The sequence below is a fragment of the Methylobacterium nonmethylotrophicum genome (assembly GCF_004745635.1).
In the GTDB taxonomy this organism is placed as follows: Bacteria; Pseudomonadota; Alphaproteobacteria; order Rhizobiales; family Beijerinckiaceae; genus Methylobacterium; species Methylobacterium nonmethylotrophicum.
The window spans coordinates 385,066-410,295 of record NZ_SRLB01000001.1 but is presented as its reverse complement, the minus strand read 5'-3'; the positions used below and the strand labels follow the sequence as shown (position 1 = coordinate 410,295).

Annotated in this window: 20 protein-coding genes and 1 riboswitch; of the genes, 9 read left to right on the top strand and 11 right to left on the bottom strand. The window is 72.4% G+C overall.

Annotated features, from left to right (window positions below; genetic code table 11):
* The first annotated feature begins 27 nt into the window (after window positions 1–27).
* Entirely contained in the window at window positions 28–609 is a 582-nt protein-coding gene (locus tag EU555_RS01930; protein WP_135412743.1) for a hypothetical protein, read from the top strand.
* Window positions 610–752: 143 nt separating this feature from the next.
* On the top strand, window positions 753–2,021 hold the full coding sequence (locus EU555_RS01925) for a serine hydroxymethyltransferase (RefSeq protein ID WP_135412742.1): 1,269 nt from the start codon (window positions 753–755) through the stop codon (window positions 2,019–2,021).
* On the opposite strand, the gene EU555_RS01920 is transcribed toward EU555_RS01925, so the two are convergent.
* The 3 genes from EU555_RS01920 to EU555_RS01910 are packed head-to-tail and all read right to left on the bottom strand — an operon-like array spanning window position 2,006 to window position 4,519.
* Window positions 2,006–3,034 carry a 5-oxoprolinase subunit C family protein gene (locus EU555_RS01920; protein WP_135412741.1) on the bottom strand — a complete coding sequence of 343 codons (1,029 nt, stop codon included), beginning with the start codon at window positions 3,032–3,034 and terminating at the stop codon, window positions 2,006–2,008. The two genes, EU555_RS01925 and EU555_RS01920, sit on opposite strands and share 16 nt — an antisense overlap.
* Window positions 3,031–3,753 (bottom strand): 5-oxoprolinase subunit B family protein, encoded by a 723-nt coding sequence (locus tag EU555_RS01915; RefSeq protein WP_135412740.1) that lies wholly within the window; start codon window positions 3,751–3,753, stop codon window positions 3,031–3,033. The genes EU555_RS01920 and EU555_RS01915 overlap by 4 nt, the downstream gene beginning before the upstream one ends.
* A gap of 4 nt (window positions 3,754–3,757) precedes the next feature.
* Entirely contained in the window at window positions 3,758–4,519 is a 762-nt protein-coding gene (locus tag EU555_RS01910; protein WP_135412739.1) for a 5-oxoprolinase subunit PxpA, read from the bottom strand.
* 800 nt (window positions 4,520–5,319) lie between these two features.
* On the opposite strand from EU555_RS01910, the gene EU555_RS01900 reads away from it, so the two are divergent.
* Complete coding sequence (locus EU555_RS01900) at window positions 5,320–5,880, top strand: hypothetical protein (protein ID WP_135412737.1); 561 nt, start codon at window positions 5,320–5,322, stop codon at window positions 5,878–5,880.
* A 7-nt stretch (window positions 5,881–5,887) separates the two neighbouring features.
* Here EU555_RS01900 and EU555_RS01895 read toward each other — a convergent pair whose 3' ends face one another.
* The 6 genes from EU555_RS01895 to EU555_RS01870 form a co-directional block, all read right to left on the bottom strand.
* Window positions 5,888–6,652, bottom strand: coding sequence for a sulfite exporter TauE/SafE family protein (locus EU555_RS01895; RefSeq protein ID WP_245524082.1), 765 nt, complete (start codon window positions 6,650–6,652; stop codon window positions 5,888–5,890).
* Between the two features lie 9 nt (window positions 6,653–6,661).
* Complete coding sequence (locus tag EU555_RS01890; protein WP_135412736.1) at window positions 6,662–6,865, bottom strand: hypothetical protein; 204 nt, start codon at window positions 6,863–6,865, stop codon at window positions 6,662–6,664.
* Between the two features lie 110 nt (window positions 6,866–6,975).
* Window positions 6,976–7,380: an ACT domain-containing protein gene (locus EU555_RS01885; RefSeq protein WP_135412735.1), complete on the bottom strand. Its 405-nt coding sequence runs from the start codon at window positions 7,378–7,380 to the stop codon at window positions 6,976–6,978.
* A complete protein-coding gene (locus EU555_RS01880) occupies window positions 7,377–7,826 on the bottom strand; it encodes an acyl-CoA thioesterase (protein ID WP_135412734.1) in 450 nt (149 codons plus the stop codon). Before EU555_RS01880 ends, EU555_RS01885 begins: the two co-directional genes overlap by 4 nt.
* A gap of 70 nt (window positions 7,827–7,896) precedes the next feature.
* On the bottom strand, window positions 7,897–8,724 hold the full coding sequence (locus tag EU555_RS01875; protein WP_135412733.1) for an aldo/keto reductase: 828 nt from the start codon (window positions 8,722–8,724) through the stop codon (window positions 7,897–7,899).
* 65 nt (window positions 8,725–8,789) lie between these two features.
* Window positions 8,790–10,016, bottom strand: a complete 1,227-nt coding sequence (locus EU555_RS01870; protein ID WP_135412732.1) for an ABC transporter substrate-binding protein — start codon at window positions 10,014–10,016, stop codon at window positions 8,790–8,792.
* Window positions 10,017–10,556: 540 nt separating this feature from the next.
* A riboswitch (cobalamin riboswitch) is annotated at window positions 10,557–10,756 on the top strand.
* A 264-nt stretch (window positions 10,757–11,020) separates the two neighbouring features.
* Between EU555_RS01870 and EU555_RS01865 the strand changes: the two genes are divergently transcribed.
* The 3 genes from EU555_RS01865 (at window position 11,021) to EU555_RS01855 (ending at window position 17,512) form a co-directional block, all read left to right on the top strand.
* Complete coding sequence (locus EU555_RS01865) at window positions 11,021–13,156, top strand: TonB-dependent receptor (protein WP_135412731.1); 2,136 nt, start codon at window positions 11,021–11,023, stop codon at window positions 13,154–13,156.
* The gene (locus tag EU555_RS01860) at window positions 13,156–14,580 is read left to right on the top strand and encodes a PepSY domain-containing protein (protein WP_135412730.1); all 1,425 of its coding nucleotides are present in this window, start codon (window positions 13,156–13,158) and stop codon (window positions 14,578–14,580) included. Before EU555_RS01865 ends, EU555_RS01860 begins: the two co-directional genes overlap by 1 nt.
* A gap of 640 nt (window positions 14,581–15,220) precedes the next feature.
* Window positions 15,221–17,512: a putative bifunctional diguanylate cyclase/phosphodiesterase gene (locus EU555_RS01855; protein ID WP_135412729.1), complete on the top strand. Its 2,292-nt coding sequence runs from the start codon at window positions 15,221–15,223 to the stop codon at window positions 17,510–17,512.
* Window positions 17,513–17,870: 358 nt separating this feature from the next.
* Here the strand turns inward: EU555_RS01855 and EU555_RS01850 are convergent, their stop codons facing one another.
* Window positions 17,871–18,872 (bottom strand): DMT family transporter, encoded by a 1,002-nt coding sequence (locus tag EU555_RS01850; RefSeq protein ID WP_205820741.1) that lies wholly within the window; start codon window positions 18,870–18,872, stop codon window positions 17,871–17,873.
* A 59-nt stretch (window positions 18,873–18,931) separates the two neighbouring features.
* Complete coding sequence (locus EU555_RS01845) at window positions 18,932–19,651, bottom strand: hypothetical protein (RefSeq protein WP_135412727.1); 720 nt, start codon at window positions 19,649–19,651, stop codon at window positions 18,932–18,934.
* A 446-nt stretch (window positions 19,652–20,097) separates the two neighbouring features.
* Between EU555_RS01845 and EU555_RS01840 the strand changes: the two genes are divergently transcribed.
* The 3 genes from EU555_RS01840 to EU555_RS01830 are packed head-to-tail and all read left to right on the top strand — an operon-like array spanning window position 20,098 to window position 25,033.
* The gene (locus tag EU555_RS01840) at window positions 20,098–20,922 is read left to right on the top strand and encodes an FAD binding domain-containing protein (protein ID WP_135412726.1); all 825 of its coding nucleotides are present in this window, start codon (window positions 20,098–20,100) and stop codon (window positions 20,920–20,922) included.
* The gene (locus EU555_RS01835) at window positions 20,919–23,687 is read left to right on the top strand and encodes a molybdopterin-dependent oxidoreductase (RefSeq protein ID WP_135412725.1); all 2,769 of its coding nucleotides are present in this window, start codon (window positions 20,919–20,921) and stop codon (window positions 23,685–23,687) included. The genes EU555_RS01840 and EU555_RS01835 overlap by 4 nt, the downstream gene beginning before the upstream one ends.
* Window positions 23,678–25,033: an NCS2 family permease gene (locus EU555_RS01830; RefSeq protein WP_135412724.1), complete on the top strand. Its 1,356-nt coding sequence runs from the start codon at window positions 23,678–23,680 to the stop codon at window positions 25,031–25,033. Before EU555_RS01835 ends, EU555_RS01830 begins: the two co-directional genes overlap by 10 nt.
* Window positions 25,034–25,230 lie beyond the last annotated feature (197 nt).

Below are 25,230 nucleotides of genomic sequence, written 5' to 3'. Positions count from 1 at the left end.
CGCGATCCCCCTACCCGAGATCCCCCGATGACGACCCTCTCCGCCTCCGGCACCGCCACGCAGCCGCTCGGTTCGCCTCCCGTCAACGCGCCCAAGTCGGGGGCGCACAAGCAGCGCCTCCTCGACCGGATCTCGGCGCAGCAGCAATCCGGCGCCCTCAGCGACACCGATGCCGGCGCCCTCGCGAGCGCCGTCCAGGACATCGACCAGGCGATGCAGGGCGCCTCCGGCTCCGGCGGCGGCAACCGCCTCGATCCGTCGCAGGCCAGGAGCCGGATGGACGACCTGATCGGCGCCGAGGTCGACAAGGGCACCCTGACGAGCGGCCAGGCCACGACGCTCAAGAGCCTGCTGTCCTCGCACAAGCCCAGTGGCCCGGGTGACCCGGAGGGTGCGGGCGGTCCTCCGCCCGCCGACGCGGCGGAGGGCACAGCCGCGACGGCGGACACCTCCTCCGCTACCGCCGCGAGCGCGAGCGACCTGCTCTCGAGCTTCCTCAAGCAGCTGCAGGACGCGCAGTCGCTAACCCAGGCGAGCGGCTACGGCGCGACCGGCAGCGGCGTCGCGGCGACGACCAGCCAGGCGGCGGTGTTCGACTTCCGGGTCTGAGCCCGCGGGACGGCGCCCTCGCGGGATCCCCGGCTTTCTGGGGGAGAGCCGAGGATCGCGCGGGGCGCCCCCGAGCCTCGCCGTTTGCCGGCGCCCGCGTCATGACCGACACTCGGGCCCTGCGACCGCCACAGGACCCGATCATGCGCCTCCTCCACGACGGCTACTTCGACCAGGGCCTCGACGCCGACCCGGAGCTCGCCGCCTCGATCCGGGGCGAGCTCGTCCGGCAGCGGGACGGGATCGAGCTGATCGCCTCGGAGAACATCGTCTCGCGCCTGGTGCTGGAGGCGCAGGGCTCGGTCCTCACCAACAAGACCGTCGAGGGCCTTCCCTACGCGCGCTACTACGGCGGCGCCGAGCATGCCGACGCGATCGAGGCCCTGGCGATCGCGCGGGCGACGCGGCTGTTCGGCTGCCGCTTCGCCAACGTGCAGGCCCATTCCGGCTCGAACGCCAATGCGGGCGTCTTCCTGGGCCTGCTCGCGCTCGGCGACACGATCCTGTCGATGGGGACCGAGGCCGGCGGCCATATCAGCCACGGCCACCCGGCGACCCTGACGGGGCGCGACTACCGGATCGTGCGCTACGGCGTCGACCGCGACAGCGAGCGGGTGGACCTCGAGGCGGTGGCCCGTCTCGCCCGCGAGCACCGCCCCCGGATGATCGTCGCCGGCGGCTCGGCCTATGCCCGCGCCCTCGACTTCGCGGGGTTGCGCGCCATCGCGGACGAGGTCGGGGCCTTCCTGATGGTCGACATGGCGCATGTCGCCGGCCTCGTCGCCACCGGACTCTACCCGCATCCCTTCCCGCATGCCCACGTGGTGACCTCGACCACCTACAAGTCGCTGCGCGGCGCCCGCGGCGGCCTGATCCTGTGGGACGACCCCGCCCTGTCGGACCGGATCAATCACGGCCTCTTCCCGGGGGTGCAGGGCTCGGTGATGATGCATGAAGTGGCCGCCAAGGCGGCCTGCTTCGGCGAGGCTTTGCGGCCCGAGTTCAGGGCCTACAACCAGGCGGTCCTCGACAACGCCCGGGCGCTGGCCGGGAGCGTGGCCGAGGGCGGGATGCGCCTCGTCGCCGGCGGCACGGATTGCGGGCTGATGCTGGTCGATCTCACGCCGCTCGGCCTCACCGGCGACGTGGCGGCCAAGGCCCTCGAGGCGGCGGGGCTCGCGGTCAACAAGAACCAGATCCCGTTCGACACCCGCCCGCCCGAGGCCCCCTCGGGCCTGCGCCTGTCCTCGAATGCCGGCACCGCCCGGGGCTTCGGCACCGAGGAATTCCGGCAGGTGGGCCGCTGGATCGCCCGGGTGGTCGCCGCGCCCCACGAGCGGGCCGGGCTGGCGGCGGTGCGGGGCGAGGTCCTGGCCCTGTGCCGGCTTTTCCCGATCTACGGCGAGGCCTGAGCCCCGTCGACGACGCCGCCGATCAGGTTGCGCCCGAGCAGGAACTCGGCGCTGAAATCGGTGCGGATCAGCGGCTCCATCGCCACCGGCCTGGCCAGGACCTCGGCCTCGGCGCGGCGCGCTGCCAACGCGGCGGTGCGGTCGACGGCGCGGAAGCGGATGCGCGTGCCGCCCTGCGCCTGGGCGAGCCGTCCGAGATCGGGGCCGATCACGGTGGCGATCTTCGGGTAGCCGCCGGTGGATTGCCGGTCGGCCATCAGGACGATCGGCCAGCCCTCGCCGGGCACCTGGATCGCCCCCATGGCGATGCCGTCCGAGACGATGTTGTAGCCCTTGGCGTGGGTGAGCGGCGTGCCGTCGAGGAAGCAGGCCATGCGGTCGCCCTTGGTGGTCACCGTCCAGGGCCCGGCCAGGAAGGCGGCGATCTGATCCTCGGCGAAGAAATCGTCCTGCGGGCCCAGCAGCACCCGGATCTCCTCCGGCGGCCGGACGAGCCAGGGCGCCAGGAGGGCGTGGGGATCGGCCGGGCCGGGGCGGCTCTCCGCCACCGCCAGCCGGTCGCCGGCCCGCAGCGCCCGGCCGTCGAGGCCGCCGAAGCCCGAGCGGGTATGGGTCGCGGTCGAGCCGAGGGTCGGCGCGAGGTCGAGACGGCCGGCTACCGCGAGATAGGCCCAGGCCCCGGCGCGGCCCGCCCGCAGGGTGAGGCTGCTGCCCGGCTGGAGCGTCAGCGCGCAGGCCGGCGGCAGGGATGCGCCGTCGAGGCCGATCCGGAACGCGCCGCCCGCGACGGCGACCCCGAGGGGCCCGCCCTCGGCCGTCACCTCGACGCCGCCCAGCGACACCTCGAGCGCGGTGGCGCCGAGGGGATTGCCGAGCGCCCGGTTGGCGGTGGCATGGGCGAGCGGGTCCATCGGCCCGGCGGCGGTGATGCCGTAGCGCAGGTAGCCGTGGCGGCCGCCATCCTGCAGGGTCACGCCGGGGCCGGCCGACAGGATGCTGAGACGCGGGGTCATGCGGCCTCCTGGCGATGGGCGACGACCTCGCCGGACGCGGCGCGGCGCTCGAGGGCCGCGAAGGTGGCGGCGTCGATGGGGTCGAAGCGCAGGGTGTCGCCGACGGCGACCGGAAAGGGGTCTGGCCGGTGCGGCGCGTAGAGCCGCTCCGGCGTGCGCCCGACGACGTACCAGCCGGTCGGCATCGGGAAGGTGCCGACCGCCGCGAGGCCGCCGCCGATCAGGAGGGCGTTCTCCGGGTGCGGCGGGCGCGGCGTGGCGCGGCGCGACACCGCCAGTGCCGAAGGCAGCCCGCCCAGATAGGCGAAGCCCGGGGCGAAGCCGTACATGTAGACCCGGTACTCGGCCCCGGCATGCAGGGCGGCGACCCGCTCGACTGTCAGCCCCGTCGCCTCCGCCACCGCGGCGATGTCCTCGGCGAAAGCCGGGTCGTAGCAGCAGGGCAGCGTCCAGATCGCGGCGCCGGCCCGCGCCGCGCCCGGCCGGGCGGCGAGGGACAGGATCCGCTCCGCCAGCGCGTCCCGGTCGAGCACCAGGGGATCGTAGTGGATCATCAGCGAGCGGTAGGTCGGGACCGTCTCGCGCAGGCCCGCCGGCGGCTCGGCCCGGAGCGCGTCGTCGAGGGCGAGCACCCGGTCGTGGATGGCCGGATCGACGGTGGTGCCGAACTCCGCCACCAGGGCGGCCTCGCCGGCGTCCAGAAGGCGGGGCGTCTCCATCGGGTCAGGCCCGGAACGGCGCGAGGCGCACGCCGGCGCTCTCGAGCCGGGCGCGGACGGCCCGCGCCGTCGCGACCGCATGGGCGGAATCGCCGTGGACGCAGACCGAGCGGATCGGCGTCGGCAGGCGCCGGCCGCTCGCCGCGATGATCGCCCCCTCCTGCACCATGGCGAGCACCCGGTCGGCGGCCTCGGCCTCGTCGGTGATCATCGCGCCGGGCTGGCCCCGGGGGATCAGGAGCCCGGCCTCGGTGTAACCGCGATCGGCGAAGATCTCCTGGTGCACGTCGAGGCCCTGCGCCTCGCCGGCCGCTCCTTGCGCGGTGAGCGCGATGGCGAGCAGCGCCAGCGACGGGTCGACCGCCTTGACGGCCCTGGCGATGGCATCCGCCACGTCCCGCTCCACCGCCGCCAGGTTGGCGAGCGCCCCGTGCGCCTTGACGTAGGTGAGGCGGTGGCCCGCATAGGCCGCGAGCCCCGCCGCCGCCCCGACCTGGTAGGCGACCAGGCGCTCGATCTCGCCGGGGGTGAAGGGCAGCACCCGGCGGCCGAAGCCCCAGAGGTCAGGATAACCCGGATGGGCCCCCACCGCGACGCCGCGCTCCCGCGCGATCGCGAAGGCGCGGGCCATGATCTCGGGGTCGCCCGCATGCAGGCCGCAGGCGACGTTGGCGGAGGTCACCACCTCGAGCATCGCCGCGTCGTCGCCGCAGCGGTAATCGCCAAAACCCTCGCCGAGGTCCGAATTGAGGTCGATGGACAGCATGCGGGCACTCCGGGAATTCGACGGACGCCCGTTTCCTGGCACCGCCCCGCCGCCCCTGCAACCCGCGGGCCGCGCCGGCCCGGTTTGTTCCCCATGCGTCCCGTTCCGGCCGGAGCGCCTGACGCTTTCGCCGACGTTCAGGCCGCTCCCGTGCATGCTTGCCGGTTCACAGCGCGCTCACAACGCCAGGGCGCCCGTTTCCGAAGTCAGAGCGCCAGGGCGCCCGTTTCCGAAGTCAGAGCGCCAGGGCGCTCTTGGCCAGCCAGAGCACGCCCCAGCCGAGCAGGCCGAACCACGCCAGGACCAGCGGGACGCCGACCGCCAGGGCGAGCATCACGGCGACCTGACGCAACCTGGTCTCGTACGATGCGAGGATGCTTGCGGCCTGTCCCACTGCGGAGGCCTTCGTGTCGAATTGAGTCATCGCTGCTGGTCCCGGAGACGTCATGGCACCACGGTGGCAAGCGGCGGGCCCAAGATGAGGGAACGAAGCAAACGCGGATCGGGGCGTCGTGCCGGCCCGGGAACGAGGGAGGACGGATCCGGTTCCCCTGCGAAGGTATGTCAAGGTGACGCAGAGTGCCGGGCCGGGCCGCATCGGTCCCGGGATGGACCGGCGTGAGACAGCCGCGCAGCGTCCCGGCTCCTGAATCCCGCTCCGGCCCGTGGACGCCGCCGATCCGCCCCGCTACCTTCCGTCAACACGGTCAGGTTGCGACGGCCCCGCTCGGCTGCGGCCCGGCACCGTTCCGCGGCCGCGACGCCGGGCAGGCCCTGCCTGCCGATCCGGAGGTGCGATCATGCGTGTCGGGATGCACCGGTCAGTCGGCCTCGCCCTCGTCATCGGCCTCCTGTGCGCGCCGGCGGCGCGGGCGCAGGACCAGGCCGCCCCGGGCGGGCGTCCGTGGAGCGACCCGCCGGCCAAGCCCGCCGAGGCCCCGGCGGCGGAGGTGAAGACGCCGGCGCCGCCCGTCCCCGCCGCGAAGCCGGCGCGCATCGCTGCCACGCCCGCCCGGACCGCGCCGCGGCAGCGAAGCGCGGAACGGTCCGCGCCCGTGAGACGGGCCGCCGCCTTCCGCCGGGAGCGGGTGGCGTCGCGGCCGGTCCGGAGATCGGTCGTCGCGGCGCCGCCCCGGGCCGCCTTCCGGCCCGCGGAGCCGCGGCCGGTACGGTTCGCCCGGCCCCTGCCGCCGCCGGACCTGCACGGCGACCGCGACATCGACCTCTGGGTCGATGCCCGCGCCGACCGGATCCGCCGGGCCCGGGACGGCGGCTTCCTGGTGATGCGCCGCACCACCATCGAGGACCCGATGGGCCGCCGGATGCAGATCCTGCGCCCCTTCGACGACGAGGACGAGTAGCGCGCGCTCACAGCCACGGCCGCAGCGCCAGGTGGCCGCCCAGCAGCAGCAGGCCGACCAGGAAGGCGCGCCGGAAGGTCGGGGCGGAGACCCGGCCCCGCAGCCACTGCCCGGCGGCCATGCCGATGAGCGCCGGCGCCAGGGTGGCGAGGGAGGCGGCCCCGGCCGCCAGCGGCAGCGCGCCCTCCCGGGCGAGGCCGGCGGCGAGCGCCACGGTCGAGACCGTGAAGGACAGCCCGAGCGCCTGGATCAGCCCGTCCCGGTCGAGGCCGAGGGCCTGGAGGTAGGGCACCGCCGGGATCACGAAGACCCCGGTCGCCCCGGTGACGAGGCCGGTGAGGAGGCCGACCACCGGCGACAGCCACGGCTCGGCGCGCGCCGGCACCCGTACCGTCAGGCCTGCGAGCCCGACGAGGGCGTAGGCGACGAGCGCGGCGCCGAGCGCGCCCGCCGGGCCGGGCCCCCTGGTCCCGGCGATCAGCCCGGCGCTCGCCAGGGTGCCGAGGGCGACCGCCGCCATCATCGGCCACAGCCGCCGCAGCAGGCCGCCGAACCGCGGACCGGCGAGGAGCTGCCAGACATTGGTGACGAAGGAGGGCACGATCAGCAGGGCCGCGGCTTCGGCCGGGCTCATCACGGTGGCGAGGAGCCCGACCGCCACGGTCGGCAGGCCGAGGCCGATCACGCCCTTGACGAAGCCGGCGAGCAGGAAGGTGGCGAGGATCGCCGCCCAGCCGAGGGGGCCGGCGCCCCCCGAGAGGAGATCGGTCACGGGATCGCGTCAGTCGCGGCCGATCATGTCCCGGAGCATCGTCTCCGGGCTCGGCAGCGGGCGGGCGACGGTCTCGGCCGCGTCCCGCGGCGAGACCGATGCGTCGACCGGACGCCCCTCGAGGAGGAGGCCGGCGGCCAGGATCGCAAGGGCGAGGGCGACGAGGCCGACCGGGCCCGGCCCCCCGGTCTTGAGCGGAATGCGCGGCGGCACGGGGCTGGTCCTCCGGTTGGGATGCCGCCAGCTTGAGCAGTGGCGCAGGGTGCGACAAGCCGTAAGGGGCGAACCTTGCCTTCGTGCGGGCCAGAGGCCCGCGCCCGGGATCAGCAGGCCGTGCCGCCGGCGAGATCCCGCAGCAGGCGCATCGCCTCCTCCGCCCGCGCGACCGGCACGAACAGGTGATCGTGGTGGACGGCCGAGACGGCGTTGACGGCGATGCCGGCCTCGGCGAGGCGCTGCGTGACCGCGGCGAGGAAACCGACGGCCGCCAGGGAGGAATGGACCGCGAGGGTGATCCAGCGGCACGGGAAGGCGCCCGGCAGGCCGGCCCGCGCGGCCTCGTCCTCGGTAAGGATCAGGGTCAGCCCCTCCGCCTCGCGAAAGGTTAGCACGGGGGCGAGGCCCGCCGGCACCCTCCCGTCCGCCACGAGGACGAAGACGTAGGTCCCGGGCCGCAGCTCCGGCCGCATCCCGGACAGGAGACGCCGCAGGTCGGTCTCTCCGCTCACGCCGGCGAGCCGACGGCCAGGGGCTCCAGCACCCGCCGCAGGGTTTCCGGCAGCGGCACCGGGCGCTGCGTGACCCGGTCGACATAGACGTGGACGAAGTGGCCCTGCGCGGCGGCCTCCTCGTCGTCGTTGCGAAACAGCCCGACCTCGTAGCGCACGCTCGACGTGCCGCGATGCGCCACCCGGATCCCGGCCGTGACCCGGTCCGGGAAGGCCATCGAGCGGAAATAGCGGCATCCCGTCTCGACCACGAGGCCGATCACCGGGCTTCTCGCAATCTCGAGGGCGCCGTCGGCGATCAGCACGCTGTTCACCGCCGTGTCGAAGAAGGCGTAGTAGACCACGTTGTTGACGTGGCCGTAGACGTCGTTGTCGGCCCAGCGGGTGGTGATCGGCACGAAACGCCGGTAGGCGGCGCGGGTCTCGGGGGGCGTGCGGCCGCTCAACGGATTGCCTCGTGGAGGTTCGGGGAGTGCCGGAACCTAGGCCGGCCCGGTGCCGCCGATCAAGCGACCCTTACGCCCCGAACGTCTCAGGGTCCGGCCCCATCCGCCCGGCCGGATCGTCGAGGCCGGCGATCCGGGCGAGGTCGTCGGCGTCGAGGCTGAAGCCCGACACCTCGCGGTTCTCGCGGATGCGGGCGGGCGTCGCCGATTTCGGGATCGCCACGGTGCCGGCGTCGAGGTGCCAGCGCAGGACCACCTGGGCCGGGGTGCGGCCGTGCTTCCCGGCGATCGCCTGGATGACGGGATCGTCCAGCACCCCGCCGCGGCCGAGCGGCGCCCAGGCCTCGGTGACGATGCCGGCCTCCCGGTGGAAGGCGCGGAGCGCGGTCTGCTGGAAGCGCGGATGCAATTCGACCTGGTTGATCGAGGGCGTCGAGCCGGTGGCGTCGATGACGCGCTTCAGGTGCTCGACCGTGAAGTTGCAGACGCCGATCGAGCGGGCGCGGCCGTCCTCGCGCAGGCGCATCAGGGCGCGCCAGGTGTCGACAGTCGCCCCGCGCTGCGGCACCGGCCAGTGGACGAGGTAGAGGTCGACATGGTCGAGGCCGAGGCGGGCGAGCGATTCCTCGCAGGCCCGCAGGGTCTCGTCGTAGCCGTGGCGGTCGTTCCAGACCTTGGTGGTGACGAAGACCTCCTCGCGCGGCAGGCCCGAGGCGGCGATGGCCCGGCCGACGCCGGCCTCGTTGCCGTACATCGCCGCGGTGTCGATGAGGCGGTAGCCGGCCTCCAACGCCGCCCCGACGACCGCCGGGGCCTCCTCGTCGGCGAGCCGCCACACGCCGAAGCCGAGCTGCGGGATGCGCTTTCCGTCGTTGAGGGTCAGGACGGCGTCGGACATGATCGGGACCTCGCGCAGGGACGAGGTCCGATCTGGAGCCGACGCCCCGGATGTCGAGCCCGGCCCTACTTCACCAGCGGGCAGCCGCCCTCGCCCATCGGCCGGAAGGCCTGGTCGCCCGGCACGGTGGCGAGCAGCTTGTAGTAGTCGTACGGGCCCTTGCTCTCGGCCGGGGCCTTCACCTCGAACAGGAACAGGTCGTGCACCGCGCGGCCGTCCTGGCGCACCGTCACGGTGCCGAACAGGGGATCGTTGATCGGCTTCTCGCGCATCGCCGCCACGACCTTCTCGCCCTCGATCGTGCCGGTGTCGCGCACCGCCCGCAGGTAGGCCAGGGTGGAGGAGTAGACGCCGGCGTGGTTCTCGGTCGGCATCCGGCCGTTCATGCGCTCGCCGAAGCGCTTGGCGAAGGCGCGGGTGCCGTCGGTGCGGTCCCAGTAGAAGGCGCTGGCGAGCTGCAGCCCCTGCGCCGCCTTGAGGCCGAGCGCGTGGGTGTCGGAGAGCTGCACGAACAGGGCGGCGAGCCGCATCTCCGGCATCACCCCGAACTCCGCCGCCTGCTTGACGGCGTTGATCATGTCGGCGCCCGTGTCGGCGAGCGCCAGCACCTGCGCCCCCGAGCCTTGCGCCGAGAGCAGCGGCGAGGCGAAGTCGCCGGCATTGAGCGGGTGCTTGCTCGAGCCCTTGACGGTGCCGCCGGCCGCCTTCAGCGCGACCGTGGCGTCGCGCTCCAGCGCGTGGCCGAGCGCGTAGTCGACGGTGACGAAGTACCACGATGCGAGCCCGCGCCCGGCGATCGCCCGGGCGGTGGCCGACCCTTGAGCCCAGGTGTCGGAGACCCACTGCACCGTCGTCGGCGCGCAGGCCTTGCCGGTGAGGTCGGAGGTGAGCGCGCTCGAGGCGAGCGCCACCCGGTGGCGCTCGCGCATCAGGTTGGAGACCGCCAGCGCCACCGCCGAGTTCGGCAGGTCGACGATGGTCGAGACGCCGTCCTGGTCGAGCCAGCGCCGGGCGGTGGCCAGCCCGATATCGGGCTTGTTCTGGTGGTCGGCGGAGACGACCTCCACCTTGAGCTCGCCGGCCTCCTTGGCGAAGTCCTCGACGGCGAGCTGCGCCGCGGTCACCGAGCCGGTGCCGGCCTGGTCGGCGAAGGGCCCGCTCATGTCGCTGAGCACGCCGATCTTGATCGGCGCCTTGGCATCCTGCGCGAGGGCGGACGTTCCGCAGGCGAGGGCGGCGGCGAGCGACAGGGCGAGGCCGGCGGCGCTGGCGGCCGTTGAGCGGAACGACATCGGGGAGACCTCCAGAGTTTCTTGTCGGGGCGTGTTCGCGGCGTATCCCGGCCGCATCGGGGCCCTGTATGTCAGGCGCCCGGGGCGGCGTCGATGCGGATCGGGCGGCGTGGTCGAGAATCCTGTTGTCGCTTGGAGGTGGGTGGACCAGTCGGTGCCATCCCTGATTCGAGCATGCGCCGGCACGTCTGACCGGACGCGGCGCGGATCCCCGGCTTCTGGTCGCGGCCGTTGCTTTCACGAGGCTCAGGCAAGAATGGCGACCGGCTCCCACACGTGACCCTCACCCCCTCTGCGCATCGGTTTCACACATGTCGGTCTGACAGGTCTCGCCTTTGAAAGTAGCGCGCCTCTCCTCCCCAGGCGATCTCGGGCACGCCCGAGATCGCCTGGGGAGGGAAAAGTGCGCGTCCTCACAATGGGCTGGGCTTCAGAAGCGATGGGTGAATCTGCAAGCCCCTCTGTGGCGGAGGGTTGGGGGCGGTCAGCCGATGGGGACGATCTCGTCCGCTGCCACCATTGCTCCTTCGTGATCGAACCGCTAAGCTTCCGTCCGACGGTTCCCTTCGGGGATCAAAAGGGAACGCGGTGAGGGCTTGCCCGAGGCCGCGGCTGCCCCCGCAACTGTGAGCGGCGAGCCTTCCATCACCTGAGTCACTGGGGACCTGAACCCTCCCTGGGAAGACGATGGCGGGCGCTGACCCGTGAGCCAGGAGACCTGCCGTCAGCCGTGGTCACACGCGAGCACGTCGGGCGGGGTGTCCTGATGGGTGTCGAGGCGTCGGCGCAGGCCGTCGTCGCGCCGTCGTTCGCGGTGACGTGCCACAGCCTCGTGCCGTCCCGCCATGCCTGCCGCCGCCCTCCCCCGACCCGCCGGTCCGGCGCGCGTCCCGCGCCCGGCTCGCCCGCCGCGTCGGCCTGGAATGCAGATATGTAACTTTATAACGTTACATATCTGGCGAGAGCGGGTAGGGATGGGGCGACTGCCTGCTTCGGACTCTCTCATGCCCGCGCGCCGCGCCCGCCGCTCGACCACCTTCGCCGCCAGCCTCGCCGCTCCGCTCTTCGCCGCCGCGCCCGGCGCCGCGGACGACATCGCCCTCGACGTCATCGAGGTCGCGGGCGGCCGCAACCGCGAGGCCGCCCTGGGCCTCAACCTTGCGACGACCTCGCGCTCCGGCAGCCGCCTCGGCCTGACCCCGCTCGAAACCCCGGCGAGCCTCGACATCATCGCGGGCGAGACCATCCGGGCGCGGGGCCAGACCACGATCGAGGAGGCGGTGACCCAGAACGCCGTCGGCATCACCAGCGTCGCGGCGCCCGGCAACGGCAACCTCGCCTTCACGGCCCGGGGATTCGCCGGCCCGAGCTCGGTGCAGCAGCTCTATGACGGCACGCGGCTCTATGTCGGGGCCGGCACCGTCACCTTCCCGTTCGACACCTGGTCGGCGGAGCGGATCGAGGTGCTGCGCGGCCCGGCCTCGGTGCTCTACGGCGAGGGCGCCATCGGCGGCATCATCAACGTGGTGCCGAAGAAGCCGGTCTTCTCCCCTGTCGGCGAGGCACGGGCGGCGATCGGCCAGGACGGCGTCGCGCGCCTCGCCCTCGACAGCGGCGGGCCGGTCAGCGAGGCCATGGCCTACCGGTTCAACCTCAGCGGCAACCGGGCCGGCGGCTGGGTGCGGCCGGACGGGGATTTTCGCAATCTCGCCCTCTCGGCCGCATTGACCTGGCGGGCGACGCCCGACCTGAGCGTCACGCTCTCGCACGACCTCGGCCACAACGAGCCGACGCGCTACTGGGGCTCGCCGCTCGTCGGCACCCGGGTGCCCGACCGGCTGCGCTTCACCAACTACAATGTCCAGGACTCGCAGATCGCCTGGTTCGACAACTGGACTCAACTGCGCACCGAGTGGAACCCGAGCCCGGACATCACGGTGCGCAACACCGCCTACCGCCTGTCCACCGAGCGGCACTGGCGCGACGTGGAGCAATACACCTACCAGCCCGCGACCGGCCTGATCCGGCGCGACGACTACATCGAGATCGTTCACCGCGAGGAGCAGATCGGCAACCGCCTCGATGCGACCTTCCGGGGCAGCCTGTTCGGCCTCAAGACCACCTCGCTCGTCGGCTTCGACGTCAATCACATCGACTTCCGGCGCGACAGCAATGCGCCCTTCGGCGGCGAGAGCTTCGTCGATCCGTTCATCGTCGCGCAGGGCCGCTTCATCAACCTCGCGGGCACCCGCACCGACATCGTCTCGCGCACCCGCCAGGCCTCGGTCTTCGCCGAGAACCGGCTCGAGCTGACGCCCCAGCTCGCCCTCGTGACGGGTGTCCGCTACGACGCGCCCACCGTGTCGGTGAGCCGGCCGCTCGCGGCATCCCGCTTCGAGAAGACCTTCGACTCGGTCAGCTACCGGGTCGGCGCCGTCTACACGCCGGTGCCCGACTTCGCGCTCTACGCGCAAGTCGCCACCGCCGCCGACCCGCTCGGCAGCCTGGTCACCACCAGCGTGGCGCAATCCCAGTTCGGGCTCGCCACGGGCGAGCAGGTCGAGGCCGGCGCAAAGGGCCTGTTCGACAATGGTCGCGGCGAGTGGACCTTCGCCGCCTACCACATCCGCAAGGACAACCTGCTGACCCCGATCCCCGACCGGCCGACGGAGGTCGCCGCGGTCGGCAGCCAGTCGTCGCGCGGCGTCGAGGTCGCCTTCGCCTACCGGCTGTCGGAGGCCTGGCGCATCGAGGCCAATACCGCCCTCTTGCGGGCCCGCTACGACAATTTCTCGCAAACGATCGACGGCGCGCTGGTGTCGTTCGCCGGCAGGGTGCCGGTCGACGTGCCCCAGCGGGTCACCAATGTCTGGCTCAGCTTTGCCTTCGCGCCGGGCTGGGTGGCACGGCTCGGCGTCAACGACGTCGGGCCGGTCTTCAGCGACTTCGCCAACGCGGTGCGCCGGCCGGGCTACACGCTGCTCAACGCCACCCTGGACTGGCAGGTGACCCCGACCTCGCGCCTGTCCCTGCGCGGCACTAACCTCACCGACCAGCTCTACGCGGTGTCGGGCAACAGCAATTCCTGGCTGCTCGGCCGCCCGCGCTCGGTCGAGCTCGCCTACCACGTCACGTTCTGATGCGGACCGCGGTCAAGCGCCTGAAACGGTGGCTGCATCTCGGCCACCGCTGGCTCGGCATCGTCACCGGGCTCCTCGTCGTCGCCTGGCTCGTCTCGGGGCTGGTGATGCTGTTCGTCGGCTTCCCGGCCCTCACCGAGGGCGAGCGGCGGGCGGCCCTGCCGCCGCTCGCCCTCGCGGCCGTGCGGCTGACGCCGCAGGAGGTCCTGGAGCGGGCAGGCCTCGCGGGCTTTCCGGCCCGCTTCACCCTGGCGATGCGGGGATCCGAGCCCGTCTATTGGATCACCGGTCCCGAGGGGCGCCGCCGCGCGCTCTCGGCCGTGACCGGTGATCCCGTCCCGCCGCTGACCCCGGAGGGCGCCGTGGCCCTCGCCGCCACCCACCCGGCGGCCAGGCAGGTCAGGGATCTCGGCCCGGTGACCCGCGACCAATGGACCGTGACCGCGCGCTACGACCCGCTGCGCCCGTTCCGGCGCGTGGCCCTCGGCGACCCGGCCGGGACCGAGCTCTACCTGTCGGTGCCGACCGGCGAGCTCGTCCTCGACACCACCCGGGCCGAGCGGGCGTGGAACTGGATCGGCGCCGTGACCCACTGGATCTACCTCACGCCCCTGCGGGCCCGGGAGGGGCTGTGGCGCGACGCGGTGCTCTGGCTCTCCGGCCTCGCCCTTGCGGCGGGGGCGAGCGGCACGCTCCTGGGCTTCCTCCGGCTGATGCGCGGCCGGCTGACCCCCTATCGCGGCTGGGCCGCCTGGCACCACCTCGCGGGGGTGGCGGGCGGGCTCGTCCTCGTCACCTTCCTGCTGAGCGGCTGGCTGTCGATGAACCCGCGCGGCTGGTTCGGCCCGCGCGCGCCCGACGCCGCCATGCGGGCGGCCTATGCGGGCCAGGCGGCACCGGTCTTTCCCCTCGGCCTCGACGCCCTCGCGCGGGCGCCGGCCGGCACCCTGGCACTCGATCTCGCCTGGATCGGCGGCCGGCCGCTCGTCACCGCGCTTGGACGCGAGGGCGCCGGCCCGTGCTGCGGCACCGCCCTGACGGAGGAGGAAGTCGTCGCAGCCGGCCGGGCGATGCTGCCGGGGGCGGCGCTCCGGTCGGCGACCCGCCTCGAGGCGCCGGACGATTACTGGTACGACCGGAGCGGGACACCTCCCCTGCCGGTCCTGCGCCTCGGCTTCGACGATCCGGCCGCGACCTGGATCCACCTCGACCCCGTCACCGGCGCGATCCTGGGGCGGATCGACCGCAGCGGGCGGGCGAGCCGCTGGCTGTTCGACGCGCTCCACACGCTCGATGCCGGTCCGCTGGCGCGGCATCCGGTGGTACGGCAGGCCGTGGTCGGCGCGGCGAGCGCCCTCGGCCTGGTCATCGCGACGAGCGGCGTCGTTCTCGGCTGGCGCCGGCTACGCCGCCGCCACGCCTGACCGCGCGAACAATCCCCACCGATCTGGCGCGACGGACGACAATGCGCGAGCAAATCGCGATCACAAGGACGCCGAGCCCGCAGCCAATTCGGCCGAACCCACGAGGGTCCGACCTCCCGAATGCATCACCGGTCCACGCCCTGTTCGATCGAATACGCTGCCGGTCCCGACCGTATCGATCGAAAAGACGGTGACAGGTGGGAACGCGATCGGATCACAGGATGGGATGGGCCTCGGTGCAGATCGATTGATCGAATTGAGCACGATCGTCTGGGCTGAGGACAACACTCATAGACGCCGGCGCGCAAGGCAGGCCGGGTTCGACCCGGCGCGATGATGAGGCTGTCGCGGCTCACGCCACCATCGGTTGCATTGTCCCGATTCGACTGTGGTTGGCTTCGGTCTCTGGACGGCTCGACGTGCCGACGGTTGCCGGCGTTCGACCAGAGCGCGCGCTGAACCATGCTATACAACCAAGAAACAAATCTAGTGGTGAAGCAACACGCCAGTCGAGGCTATGACCCGGCAAGCTATGCCACTGTGACGACACGCGAAAATCTCGGAATGGGTGCATCGGATTCAGACACCGATAACTTTCGCACTGCATACTTGCGCCACCGAAGCCGCTGGACGAGCCGGGATGGCCCTGTACCTGAAGCAATTTCCTCGATTCCTGGCCGAGCGCCGCGGACCGGTGATCCTCGGCCTGCTCGTGGTCGCGCTCCTGTGGCTGGGCGTGGCGGTCAAGCACGGGAGCGACGTCAGGAGCGCGCTGCAGGATTCCGAGCGCACCACGCACAACTTCGCGATGGTGTTCGAGGAGAACGTCCTGCGCTCGATCGGCGAGATCGACAAGTCGCTGCTCTATATGCGGCGCAGCATCGAGAACCGCGCCGGCCGGGAGGATTACGGCACGATCGCCAACACGACCGATCTCCTGAGCGAGATCATCGTGCAGGTGGCGATCATCGGACCCGACGGGGTGATGCGGGCGACCAATGCCGGGCCGCAGCCGCCCCCGCCGACCGACCTCAGCGACCGCGACCATTTCCGCGTCCATGTCGAGAGCCCGGACGACATCCTGTACATCAGCCGTCCGGTGATCGGCCGGGCGAGCGGGCGGGTCTCGGTGCAGTTCAGCCGGCGCTTCCGCGGGCCGGACGGCCGCTTCGGCGGCGTCGTGGTGGCCTCGCTCAACCCGAGCCACCTGACCAAGTTCTACGACAAGATTGACCTCGGCACTCCGGCCTCGATCTCGCTCATCGGCAGCGACGGGGTGGTGCGCTCGAGCGGCGGCGTCGGCGGCGGCTTCGGGGTCGGCGCCGACCTCACCCGTACGGAGACCTACGCCAAGATCCGCTCCGGCCGCTCCGGCACCATCACCGTCGAGCGGCCGGACGGGGCCGAATCCCGGCTGGTGACGATCCGCAAGGTGCGCGAGCATCCCCTCTGGGTCAGCGTCAGCGTGCTGGAATCCGAGATCTACCGGGACGCCCGCGCCACCCTGCGGATCGACGCCGTGGTGGCGGCCCTGCTGACGCTCCTCGTCGGGGTCGCGGTCGAGAAGCTCCTGCGCATCGAGGCCAAGCGCTCCGAGGCCGAGGCCCGGGTCGCGCGCCTGGCCTCCCTCGACCCGCTGACCGACCTGCCGAACCGCCGCGTCTTCCGCGCTTCCCTCGAGGCGCGGGCCGAGGCGGCGCGGACGGCACCCGACGCCGCCTCCTATGCGGTGATGTTCCTCGACCTCGACCGCTTCAAGCTCGTCAACGACACGCTGGGCCACAAGGTCGGCGACAGCCTGCTGCAGGCGGTGGGCGACCGGCTCGCGGCCGCCATCGAGCCCGGCCAGGTGCTGGCGCGCCTCGGCGGCGACGAGTTCGCCCTGCTGGTGCCCCGGGCCGGCGACAGGGCCGCCCTGGAGGCGATTGCGCAACGCATGGCCGACGCGGTCGCGCCACCCTTCGAGATCGGGAGCCACCAGATCCGCTCGAGCGTCAGCATCGGCATCGCGGTGGGGCCCGAGGACGGCGGATCAGCCGACGACATCCTGATCGCCGCCGACCTCGCGCTCTACGCCGTCAAGGCGGGCAAGCGCGGCACGTTCCAGTTCTACGACCGGCAGATGAGCGCGGGCCTGGAGGAGCGGCGCCAGCTCGAGGCCGACCTTCGCCGGGCGATCGAGCGGGAGGAGCTGGAACTGCACTACCAGCCCTCGGTCGTCCTCAAGACCGGCGAGATCGCCGGGTTCGAGGCGCTCGCCCGCTGGCGCCACCCGGTCCGGGGCAACGTGCCGCCCTCGCTGTTCATCTCGATCGCCGAGGAATGCGGCCTGATCCACGCGATCGGCGAGTGGTCGCTCACTGAGGCCTGCCGCCAGGCCGCGACCTGGCCCGAGCGGCTGAAGATCGCCGTGAACCTGTCCCCGGTGCAGTTCGCCGGTCCCGACCTCGTCGGGATGGTACGCGGCGTGCTGGCCCGGACCGGCCTGCCGGCTCATCGCCTCGAGCTCGAGATCACCGAGCAGATGCTGCTCGACAGCGGCGAGGCGACGCTCGCGACCCTGCGCGACCTCAAGGCGCTCGGCCTGCACGTCGCGATGGACGATTTCGGCACCGGCTACTCGTCGCTCAACTACCTGAGGAGCTTCCCGTTCGACCGCATCAAGGTCGACCGCAGCTTCGTCACGGGCCTCGGCACCGGCGCCCCGAACACCGCGATCGTCCGGGCCGTCATCGACATCGCCCGGGTGCTCGGCATGCGCACCACCGCCGAGGGGATCGAGACCGCCGAGCAGCACCAGGTGCTGGCGCTCCTCGGCTGCGACGAGGTGCAGGGCTACCTGTTCAGCCGGCCCGTCCCGGCCGAGGAGGCGCGGGCGCTGATCGCCCGCTGGTGCGCCGAGAACCGCAAGGCCAAGACCCTGGCGGCGTGAGCGGTCTCGTTCGCCCTGCCGATCGTCGAGCGCTTGGTCTCAGAGCCTGTTTGACTGCCGAGAACGGTATCACATGGGCCAGATCTATCCCGTTCACGACCTCATCCTGAGGTGCGACTGAAAGGAGCCTCGAAGGAGGGCTCCAGACATCACAGTGGTTGCTGGAAGCCTCCTTCGAGGTCAGTCGATCTTCAATCGACTGACTCCTCAGGATGAGGTTGAGGGTGGGATAAATTTGCCAGGCACGTCAAACAGGCTCTCACACGGCCACGTTTCACAGCATCATTCCGGACTCCGCTGCGCGGCCCCGGAATGACCCTGTGGATCTCCATCGCCGGTCGCGGGCGTGGCGGAGGTCCTACCGCGTCACCGGCTTCTGTCTGACCGACGCCCATTTGCGCAGCCCCCGCCCGATCGCCCCGCCGGGGAGCCGCAGGCGCGCGTGGCCGCCCCGCCTGGTCCAGGTCTCGTGCCAGAGGAGCAGCCCGCCCGCCGCCACCACGATCGCCCCGCCGGCGACGAGGTGCAGATTCGGCACCTCGCCGAAGACCAGGAAGCCGAGGCCCATGCCCCAGACCAGCATCAGGTAGTAGAACGGCGAGACCGCGGTGGCGGGCGCCGAGGCCAGCGCCCGGGTCCAGAGATACTGCGCGCCGACATTCGAGGCGCCCAGGAGCCCGAACAGGGCGGCGTCGGGCAGGCTCGGCCAGCGGAAGCCGAAGACCAGCAGGGCCGCATGCGCCGCCGCCATGACGGCCATCTGCCAGATCAGCAGCGTGCCGGCCTTCTCGGTTTTGGCCATGCCCCGCACCGCCACCGTGACGGTGCCGTACATCACGGCGTTGCCGAGCGCGAACAGCGCCCCGACCTGGAGCGAATCGGCGCCGGGATGCGTCACCACCAGCACCCCGAGGAAGCCGACCAGGAGCACGCCCCAGCGCACCGGGTCGGAAGCCTCCTTGTGCCAGAGGATCGCCACGACGGCGGCGAAGAGCGGGGCCGAGAACCCGATCGCCGTCACCCCTGCGAGCGGCATCAGCCCGAGCGCCAGCACCGTGAGCGTCTGCGAGATCGCCTGCGACAGCCCGCGGGCGACGTGCGCCCCGGGCTTGGCCGTACGGAACACCGCGAGGCCCGTCGCCGGCAGCATGAAGGCGCTGACCAGCCCGAAGGCGATCGAGGAGCGCAGGAACATCACCTCGCCGACCGGGTAATGCGCGACGAGGTGCTTCGAGAACGCATTCGACAGGGTCAGCAGCAGCGTGGCGCCGATCATCAGCGCGATGCCGAGGGGGACGTTGTCGGCGGCGGAACGGACGGTCTTCGGCCCGTCGGCCGGCGGGCAGGCGGCGTTCTTCATGGCGATCTCCGACGCAAGGCGAAACGGCGTGCGGCGGCCCCCGCGGGGCTCCATCCCGATCAGGCGGCGGGCTGGGCGACCGGCCTGGATTCCGACTTGGCGGCGGATTGGGCGTCCATGAACCAGGGCTTGACCCCGACGCCCCGGCGCAGGGAGTACATGTAGAAGATCGGCATCGTGGCCGGGAAAAGGTCGCGGAACTCGCTGCCGTTGAAGGTGACGAAGACCGCCTCCGGGAAGGCGGCCGCGACGGCACGCTTCTCGACCATGTTCATGCGGTGGTAGTCGAGTGCGCCCTGCTCGGTGGAGCCCTCGCCGCGGTACCACTTGGCCGCGCAGGCGATCAGGCTCGCCAGGATCTCGCCGGAAGGCTCCTCCCCGGGCATGTCCGCACCGATCTCTCGGGCGAACGCGACGACGTCGCTGAGCCGGGTGCTGGCGAATCCGCGGGCTTGCGCTGCGGCATCGATGGCGCCGAAATAGGCATCCGCCGCCTCGGCCGGGTGGCCGTTGAGGGAGGCGTGGGTGTCGGTGAAGATCAGACGGAACACCGCCCCTGGCGCGTAGGCCTGGCGCACCCGCTCAGCGAGCTGGCCGAGATAGTCGAGGCAGGCGAGGTCGGGCGCGGCGATCCCGGCGCGCGGGCCCTTGCCCCAGTACAGCACGAATTCGAGCGGGCGCCCGGCCCGGGCCGCCGCCTCGACCACCGGCACCAGCCGCTCGGCGTTGCCGGGCTGCTCGCGCTTGAACGCCCAGGTGTTGAACGACTTGATGATCAACTCAGGATTGAATTTTGCGGTCGGAATCGCGCCGTTCCGGGATTTCTTTCGTCCAGATTCCGTCATCTCGGGCCAGGCAACCGATTGTACAAGACCGGTTCCCCTACGATACCCCTGCCGCATCTCTTTCGCCCCCTGCTCGCCCGTCACCGTAAAACCAGCAATAGACTTGTCCAGAGTGCACATGTTTGGCGCCTGCTCGTCGTCCCGGATGCGCGATAAGTGGGTTAACGACTTGCTAAAGTCAATCGAATTGCTACCAAATAGTTAACGTGATCGCAGAGATGCATCTTCGCCGGCTAGGGACCTTGGCCTTGCCGGAACGCGCGCGTCCAACCGCTACGAGCATGGCCGCGCTGGACGCGATCTTGCCTTACGGTCACGGTCGCACCGTGATGGGGCGGCGCCTTCGCAAGGCGCGACGAGGGAGGCTGACGGGGAGGCTCATGGACCTCAACAGCATCACGGACGTGGTGGCGCCCCGCGCGCGGGACGCCCTGCCGGCCTGGCGGCCGGGCGATGCCTGGCTCGCCGGCGGGACCTGGCTCTTCTCCGAGCCGCAGGACGGGATCGGCCGGCTGGTCGACCTGCCCTCCCTCGGCTGGGACCCCATCCGGGTGACGGCGGAGGGGCTGGAGATCGCCGCGACCTGCACCATCGCGGCCCTCGACCGGGTCGAGCTGCCGGCGCCGTTCACGGCCGCGCCGCTCATCGGCCAGTGCTGCCGGGCGCTCCTCGGCTCGTTCAAGGTCTGGAACGCCGCGACGGTGGGCGGCAACCTCTGCCTCGCCCTGCCGGCCGGGCCGATGATCGCGCTCGCGGTCGCCCTCGACGGCACCGGCCTGATCTGGACGCCGGACGGCGGCGAGCGGCGCCTTGCCGTCCGCGACCTCGTGCGCGGGCCGCAGGACACGGCCCTCGCGCCCGGCGAGATCCTGCGGAGCATCCATCTGCCGAAGGCGGCGCTCACCCGCCGCACCGCCTTCCGGCGCCTCTCCTTGAGCCCCAACGGCCGCTCGGGCGCGCTGGTGATCGGGACGCTCGACGCCTCCGGCGCCTTCGCGCTCACGGTGACGGCCTCGACCCGGCGCCCGGTGCGGATCGATACGCCCGGCCTGCCGGACGCCGACGCGCTCCGGGCGGCCCTCGCCGGCGCGGTCCCGGACGGGCTCTGGTACGACGACGTCCACGGCGCACCGGACTGGCGCCGTCACGTCACCGGCCTCCTCGCCGAGGAGGCCCGGGCCGAGCTCGCGGGAGGCGGCGCATGAGGCTCACCGTCAACGGCCACGCCCACGAGGTTTCGCCCCGGCCGGGGCAGTGCCTGCGCACCCTGTTGCGCGAGCTCGGCTGGTTCGGCGTCAAGAAGGGCTGCGACGCGGGTGATTGCGGCGCCTGCACGGTGCACCTCGACGGCGAGCCGCTGCATTCCTGCCTGGTGCCGGCCTTCCGGGCGGCCGACCGGAGAGTGACCACGATCGAGGGCCTCTCCGGCCCCTGCGCGCCGGGCGACGGCGTGCCGGAGCATCTCCACCCGGCGCAGGCCGCCTTCGTCGCCGCGCAAGGGTTCCAGTGCGGCTTCTGCACCCCCGGGATGGTGATGACGGCCTGCGCCCTCGACCAGGGCCAGGCCCGCGACCTGCCGGCCTCGCTCAAGGGCAATCTCTGCCGCTGCACCGGCTACCGGGCGATCGCCGACGCGATCGCGGCGATCCCTGGCGTGATCGCGGCGATCCAGGGCGGGATCGCGGGGAGCGCCGGGTCGGTGAGACCGTCCTGCGACCGCAGCCCGCCGGCCCCGGCCAGCGCCGCCGTGGTGAGCGGCCGGGCGCGCTACACCCTCGACCTCGACCTCCCCGGCGCCCTGCACCTGAAGGTGCTGCGCTCGCCCCACCCGCATGCCCGGGTGCGGCGCATCGACCCCGCCGCCGCCCTGGCTTTGCCCGGCGTGGTGCGGGTTCTCACCCACGCGGACGCGCCGGACCGGCTCTTCTCGACCGCCCGGCACCAGAACCCCGCCGACGACGCCAGCGACACCCGCGTGCTCGACCCGGTCCTGCGCTTCGTCGGCCAGCGCGTCGCGGCGGTGCTCGGCGAGACCGAGGCGGCGGCGGAGGCCGGCTGCCGGGCGCTCACCGTCGAGTACGAGGTGCTGCCGGCCTGCCTCGATCCCAAGCGCGCCCTCGATCCCGACGCCCCCCTCGTCCACGGCGCGCGGCCGACCGGGGAGGACGCTCCCCCGCTGCACCCCCACCCCAACCTCGCCGCCGAGGCGCATGGCGCGATCGGCGACGTGGAGGCCGGGTTCGCCGCGGCAGACGTGGTGCACGAGGGCACCTACACCGCGCAGCGGATCCAGCACGCCCATCTCGAGACCCACGCGGCTCTCGGCTGGCGGGACGCGGACGGGCGCCTCGTCATCCGCTCCAGCACCCAGGTGCCGTTCCTCACCCGCGACGCCCTCTGCGCCCTGTTCGATCTCCCGCGCGACAGGGTCCGGGTCGAGTGCGGCCGGGTCGGCGGCGGCTTCGGCGGCAAGCAGGAGATGCTGACCGAGGACCTGGTGGCGCTCGCGGTGCTGGCCACCGGCCGGCCGGTGCGCTGGGAGCTGACCCGCACCGAGCAGTTCACCGCCACCACGACCCGCCACCCGATGCGGGTGCGGGTGCGCCTGGGCGCACGGGCCGACGGCACCCTGACGGCGATCGCCCTCGACGTGCTGGCGAATACCGGCGCCTACGGCAACCACACCGGCGGCGTGCTGCATCACGGCTGCAACGAGGTGATCGCGGTCTATCGCTGCGCGAACAAGCGGGTCGACGGCTTCTCCGTCCACACCCACACCCTGCCGGCCGGCGCGTTTCGCGGCTACGGCCTGAGCCAGACCATCTTCGCGGTGGAATCCGCCATGGACGAGCTCGCCCGGGCGCTGAACCTCGATCCGTTCGAGCTGCGCCGCCGCAACGTGGTGCGGCCCGGCGACCCGCTGGTCTCGACCAGCCTCGAGCCGCACGACGTGCAGTACGGCAGCTACGGCCTCGACCAGTGCCTCGACCGGGTGGCGGCGGCGCTCGCCTCCCCCCCTCCGCCGTCGCCGCCGGGCTGGCGCACCGGAACCGGCATGGCGCTCGCCATGATCGACACCATCCCGCCCCGGGGCCACCACGCCGAGGCCCGGATCGCGCTCGACCGAGACGGCCGCTACGCCCTGCGCGTCGGTACGGTCGAGTTCGGCAACGGCACCTCGACGGTGCATGGCCAGATCGCGGCGGAAGCCTTGAGCACCACGCCGGACCGGATCGTCCTGCACCAGGGCGAGACCGATGCGGTCGCGCACGACACCGGCGCCTATGGCAGCACCGGCATCGTGGTGGCGGGCCAGGCGACCCTGCGGGCCGCGCAGAACTTGGCCGAGACTCTGCGCGCCCGCGCCGCCGCCCGCCTCGGCGTCGATCCGGACACCTGCCGGCTCGACGGCGACGCCGTCGCGGCCGGGGACGCCCGGATCCCGCTCGCCGCTCTCGGCCCCGCGGAGGCGGTCGGCCACGCCGACGGCAGTCCCCGCTCGGTCGCCTTCAACGTCCAGGGCTTCCAGGTCGCCGTGCGGCCGGAGACCGGCGAGGTGCGCATCCTCCGGAGCGTCCACGCCGCCGATGCGGGCCGGGTGATGAACCCGGTGCAGTGCCGCGGCCAGATCGAGGGCGGCGTCGCCCAGGCGCTCGGCGCGGCGCTCTACGAGGATCTGCGGATCGACGCGGAGGGCCGGGTCGCGACCCCGAGCTTCCGCACCTACCACATCCCGGCCATCGCCGACCTGCCCCGCACCGAGGTGATCTTCGCCGACACCCACGACGCAATCGGGCCGCTCGGCGCCAAGTCGATGAGCGAGAGCCCGTTCAACCCGGTGGCGGCGGCCCTGGGCAATGCCATCCGGGACGCGACCGGCGCGCGGCTGACCGCGACGCCGTTCACGCCCGACCGGATCTACCAGCAGGTGAGTGCCGCAGGGGGCGGCGAGGAGGAGCGATGGACCTGAAGCGCGACGACGGCCTAACCCGGCAAGGTGACGCCTCGCGAGGCGGATTTCTGGAGCGCACCTTCGCGCTCTCGGCCCACGGCACCACCGTGCGCACGGAGCTGCTCGCCGGGCTGACCACCTTCCTGACGATGGCCTACATCATCTTCGTCAACCCCAACATCCTGGGCGATGCCGGGATGCCGAAAGGGGCGGTGTTCGTCGCGACCTGCCTCGTCGCGGCGATCGGCTCGCTGGTGATGGCGTTCTACGCCAACTACCCGATCGCCCTCGCCCCCGGCATGGGGCTCAACGCCTACTTCGCCTACGTGGTGGTGCTCCAGATGGGCTACACCTGGCAGGCGGCGCTCGGGGCGGTGTTCATCTCCGGCCTGTGCTTCATGATCGTCACGCTGACGGGCCTGCGCCGGATCATCGTCGAGGGCATCCCGCGCTCGATGCGCATCGCCATCACGGTCGGCATCGGGCTGTTCCTGGCGATCATCGCGCTGAAGAGCGCCGGCGTGGTGGCGGCGAGCCCGGCGACCTTCGTGACGCTCGGCGACCTGCACAAGCCGAGCACGGTGCTGGCGGTCCTCGGCTTCCTGATCGTCGCGGTCCTGTCCGTGCGCAAGGTGCGTGGCGCGCTGCTGGCCGGCATCCTGACCGTCACGGCGCTGAGCTTCATCGTCGCCGACAACACCTTCCAGGGGGTGGCCTCGCTGCCGCCCTCGATCGCCCCGACCTTGTTCGCCCTCGACATCTCGGGGGCGCTGTCGGCGGGCCTGCTCAACGTGATCCTGGTGTTCTTCCTGGTCGAGCTGTTCGATGCCACCGGCACGCTCATGGGCGTCGCCAACCGGGCGGGCTTGCTCACCGAGGGCAAGATGGAGCGCCTCGACAAGGCCCTGATGGCGGATTCATCCTCGATCTTCGTCGGCTCGCTGCTGGGCACCTCGAGCGCCACGGCCTATCTGGAGAGTGCGTCCGGCGTCGAGGAGGGCGGCCGCACCGGGCTCACCGCCGCCACCGTGGCCCTGCTGTTCCTGGCCTGCCTGTTCTTCGCGCCGCTGGCCGGCTCGGTCCCGGCCTACGCCACGGCCCCGGCCCTGTTCTACGTCGCCTGCCTGATGCTGCACGAGCTGGTCGACCTCGACTGGGACGACCTGACCGAAGTGCTGCCGGCCTGCGTGACGGCGCTGCTGATGCCCTTCACCTACTCGATCGCCAACGGCGTCGCCTTCGGCTTCATCACCTACGCGGTGATCAAGCTGCTCACCGGCCGCGTCCGCGAGGTGAAGCCGGTGGTGTGGGTGATCGCGGGCGTGTTCCTGTTCAAGTTCGTGGCGTCCGGCAGCGCGCATTGACGGGCGCCGCCGGAAACCCTCCCCCCTCTGCGGGGGAGGGTGCCCCGCGGAGCGGGGCGGGAGAGGGGACGCCGCTTCCGGAGAGGTCGTGACCTCGATGAAGGGCGCCACGGCCTTCATCGTCGCGCTGCCCCTCTCCCGGCTCACTGCGTTCGCCACCCTCCCCCGCAGAGGGGGGGAGGGTTCTCGCGGCCGTC

What these genes read in the sequence shown, in the direction of transcription:
- EU555_RS01835 (WP_135412725.1), top strand. Translation starts at nt 20,919, where the DNA reads ATGAGGCTCACCGTCAACGGCCACGCCCACGAGGTTTCGCCCCGGCCG.
- EU555_RS01870 (WP_135412732.1), bottom strand. Translation starts at nt 10,016, where the DNA reads ATGTCGTTCCGCTCAACGGCCGCCAGCGCCGCCGGCCTCGCCCTGTCG.
- EU555_RS01930 (WP_135412743.1), top strand. Translation starts at nt 28, where the DNA reads ATGACGACCCTCTCCGCCTCCGGCACCGCCACGCAGCCGCTCGGTTCG.
- EU555_RS01915 (WP_135412740.1), bottom strand. Translation starts at nt 3,753, where the DNA reads ATGGAGACGCCCCGCCTTCTGGACGCCGGCGAGGCCGCCCTGGTGGCG.
- EU555_RS01830 (WP_135412724.1), top strand. Translation starts at nt 23,678, where the DNA reads ATGGACCTGAAGCGCGACGACGGCCTAACCCGGCAAGGTGACGCCTCG.
- EU555_RS01925 (WP_135412742.1), top strand. Translation starts at nt 753, where the DNA reads ATGCGCCTCCTCCACGACGGCTACTTCGACCAGGGCCTCGACGCCGAC.
- EU555_RS01855 (WP_135412729.1), top strand. Translation starts at nt 15,221, where the DNA reads ATGGCCCTGTACCTGAAGCAATTTCCTCGATTCCTGGCCGAGCGCCGC.
- EU555_RS01920 (WP_135412741.1), bottom strand. Translation starts at nt 3,034, where the DNA reads ATGACCCCGCGTCTCAGCATCCTGTCGGCCGGCCCCGGCGTGACCCTG.
- EU555_RS01860 (WP_135412730.1), top strand. Translation starts at nt 13,156, where the DNA reads ATGCGGACCGCGGTCAAGCGCCTGAAACGGTGGCTGCATCTCGGCCAC.
- EU555_RS01840 (WP_135412726.1), top strand. Translation starts at nt 20,098, where the DNA reads ATGGACCTCAACAGCATCACGGACGTGGTGGCGCCCCGCGCGCGGGAC.
- EU555_RS01910 (WP_135412739.1), bottom strand. Translation starts at nt 4,519, where the DNA reads ATGCTGTCCATCGACCTCAATTCGGACCTCGGCGAGGGTTTTGGCGAT.
- EU555_RS01850 (WP_205820741.1), bottom strand. Translation starts at nt 18,872, where the DNA reads ATGAAGAACGCCGCCTGCCCGCCGGCCGACGGGCCGAAGACCGTCCGT.
- EU555_RS01865 (WP_135412731.1), top strand. Translation starts at nt 11,021, where the DNA reads ATGCCCGCGCGCCGCGCCCGCCGCTCGACCACCTTCGCCGCCAGCCTC.
- EU555_RS01875 (WP_135412733.1), bottom strand. Translation starts at nt 8,724, where the DNA reads ATGTCCGACGCCGTCCTGACCCTCAACGACGGAAAGCGCATCCCGCAG.
- EU555_RS01900 (WP_135412737.1), top strand. Translation starts at nt 5,320, where the DNA reads ATGCGTGTCGGGATGCACCGGTCAGTCGGCCTCGCCCTCGTCATCGGC.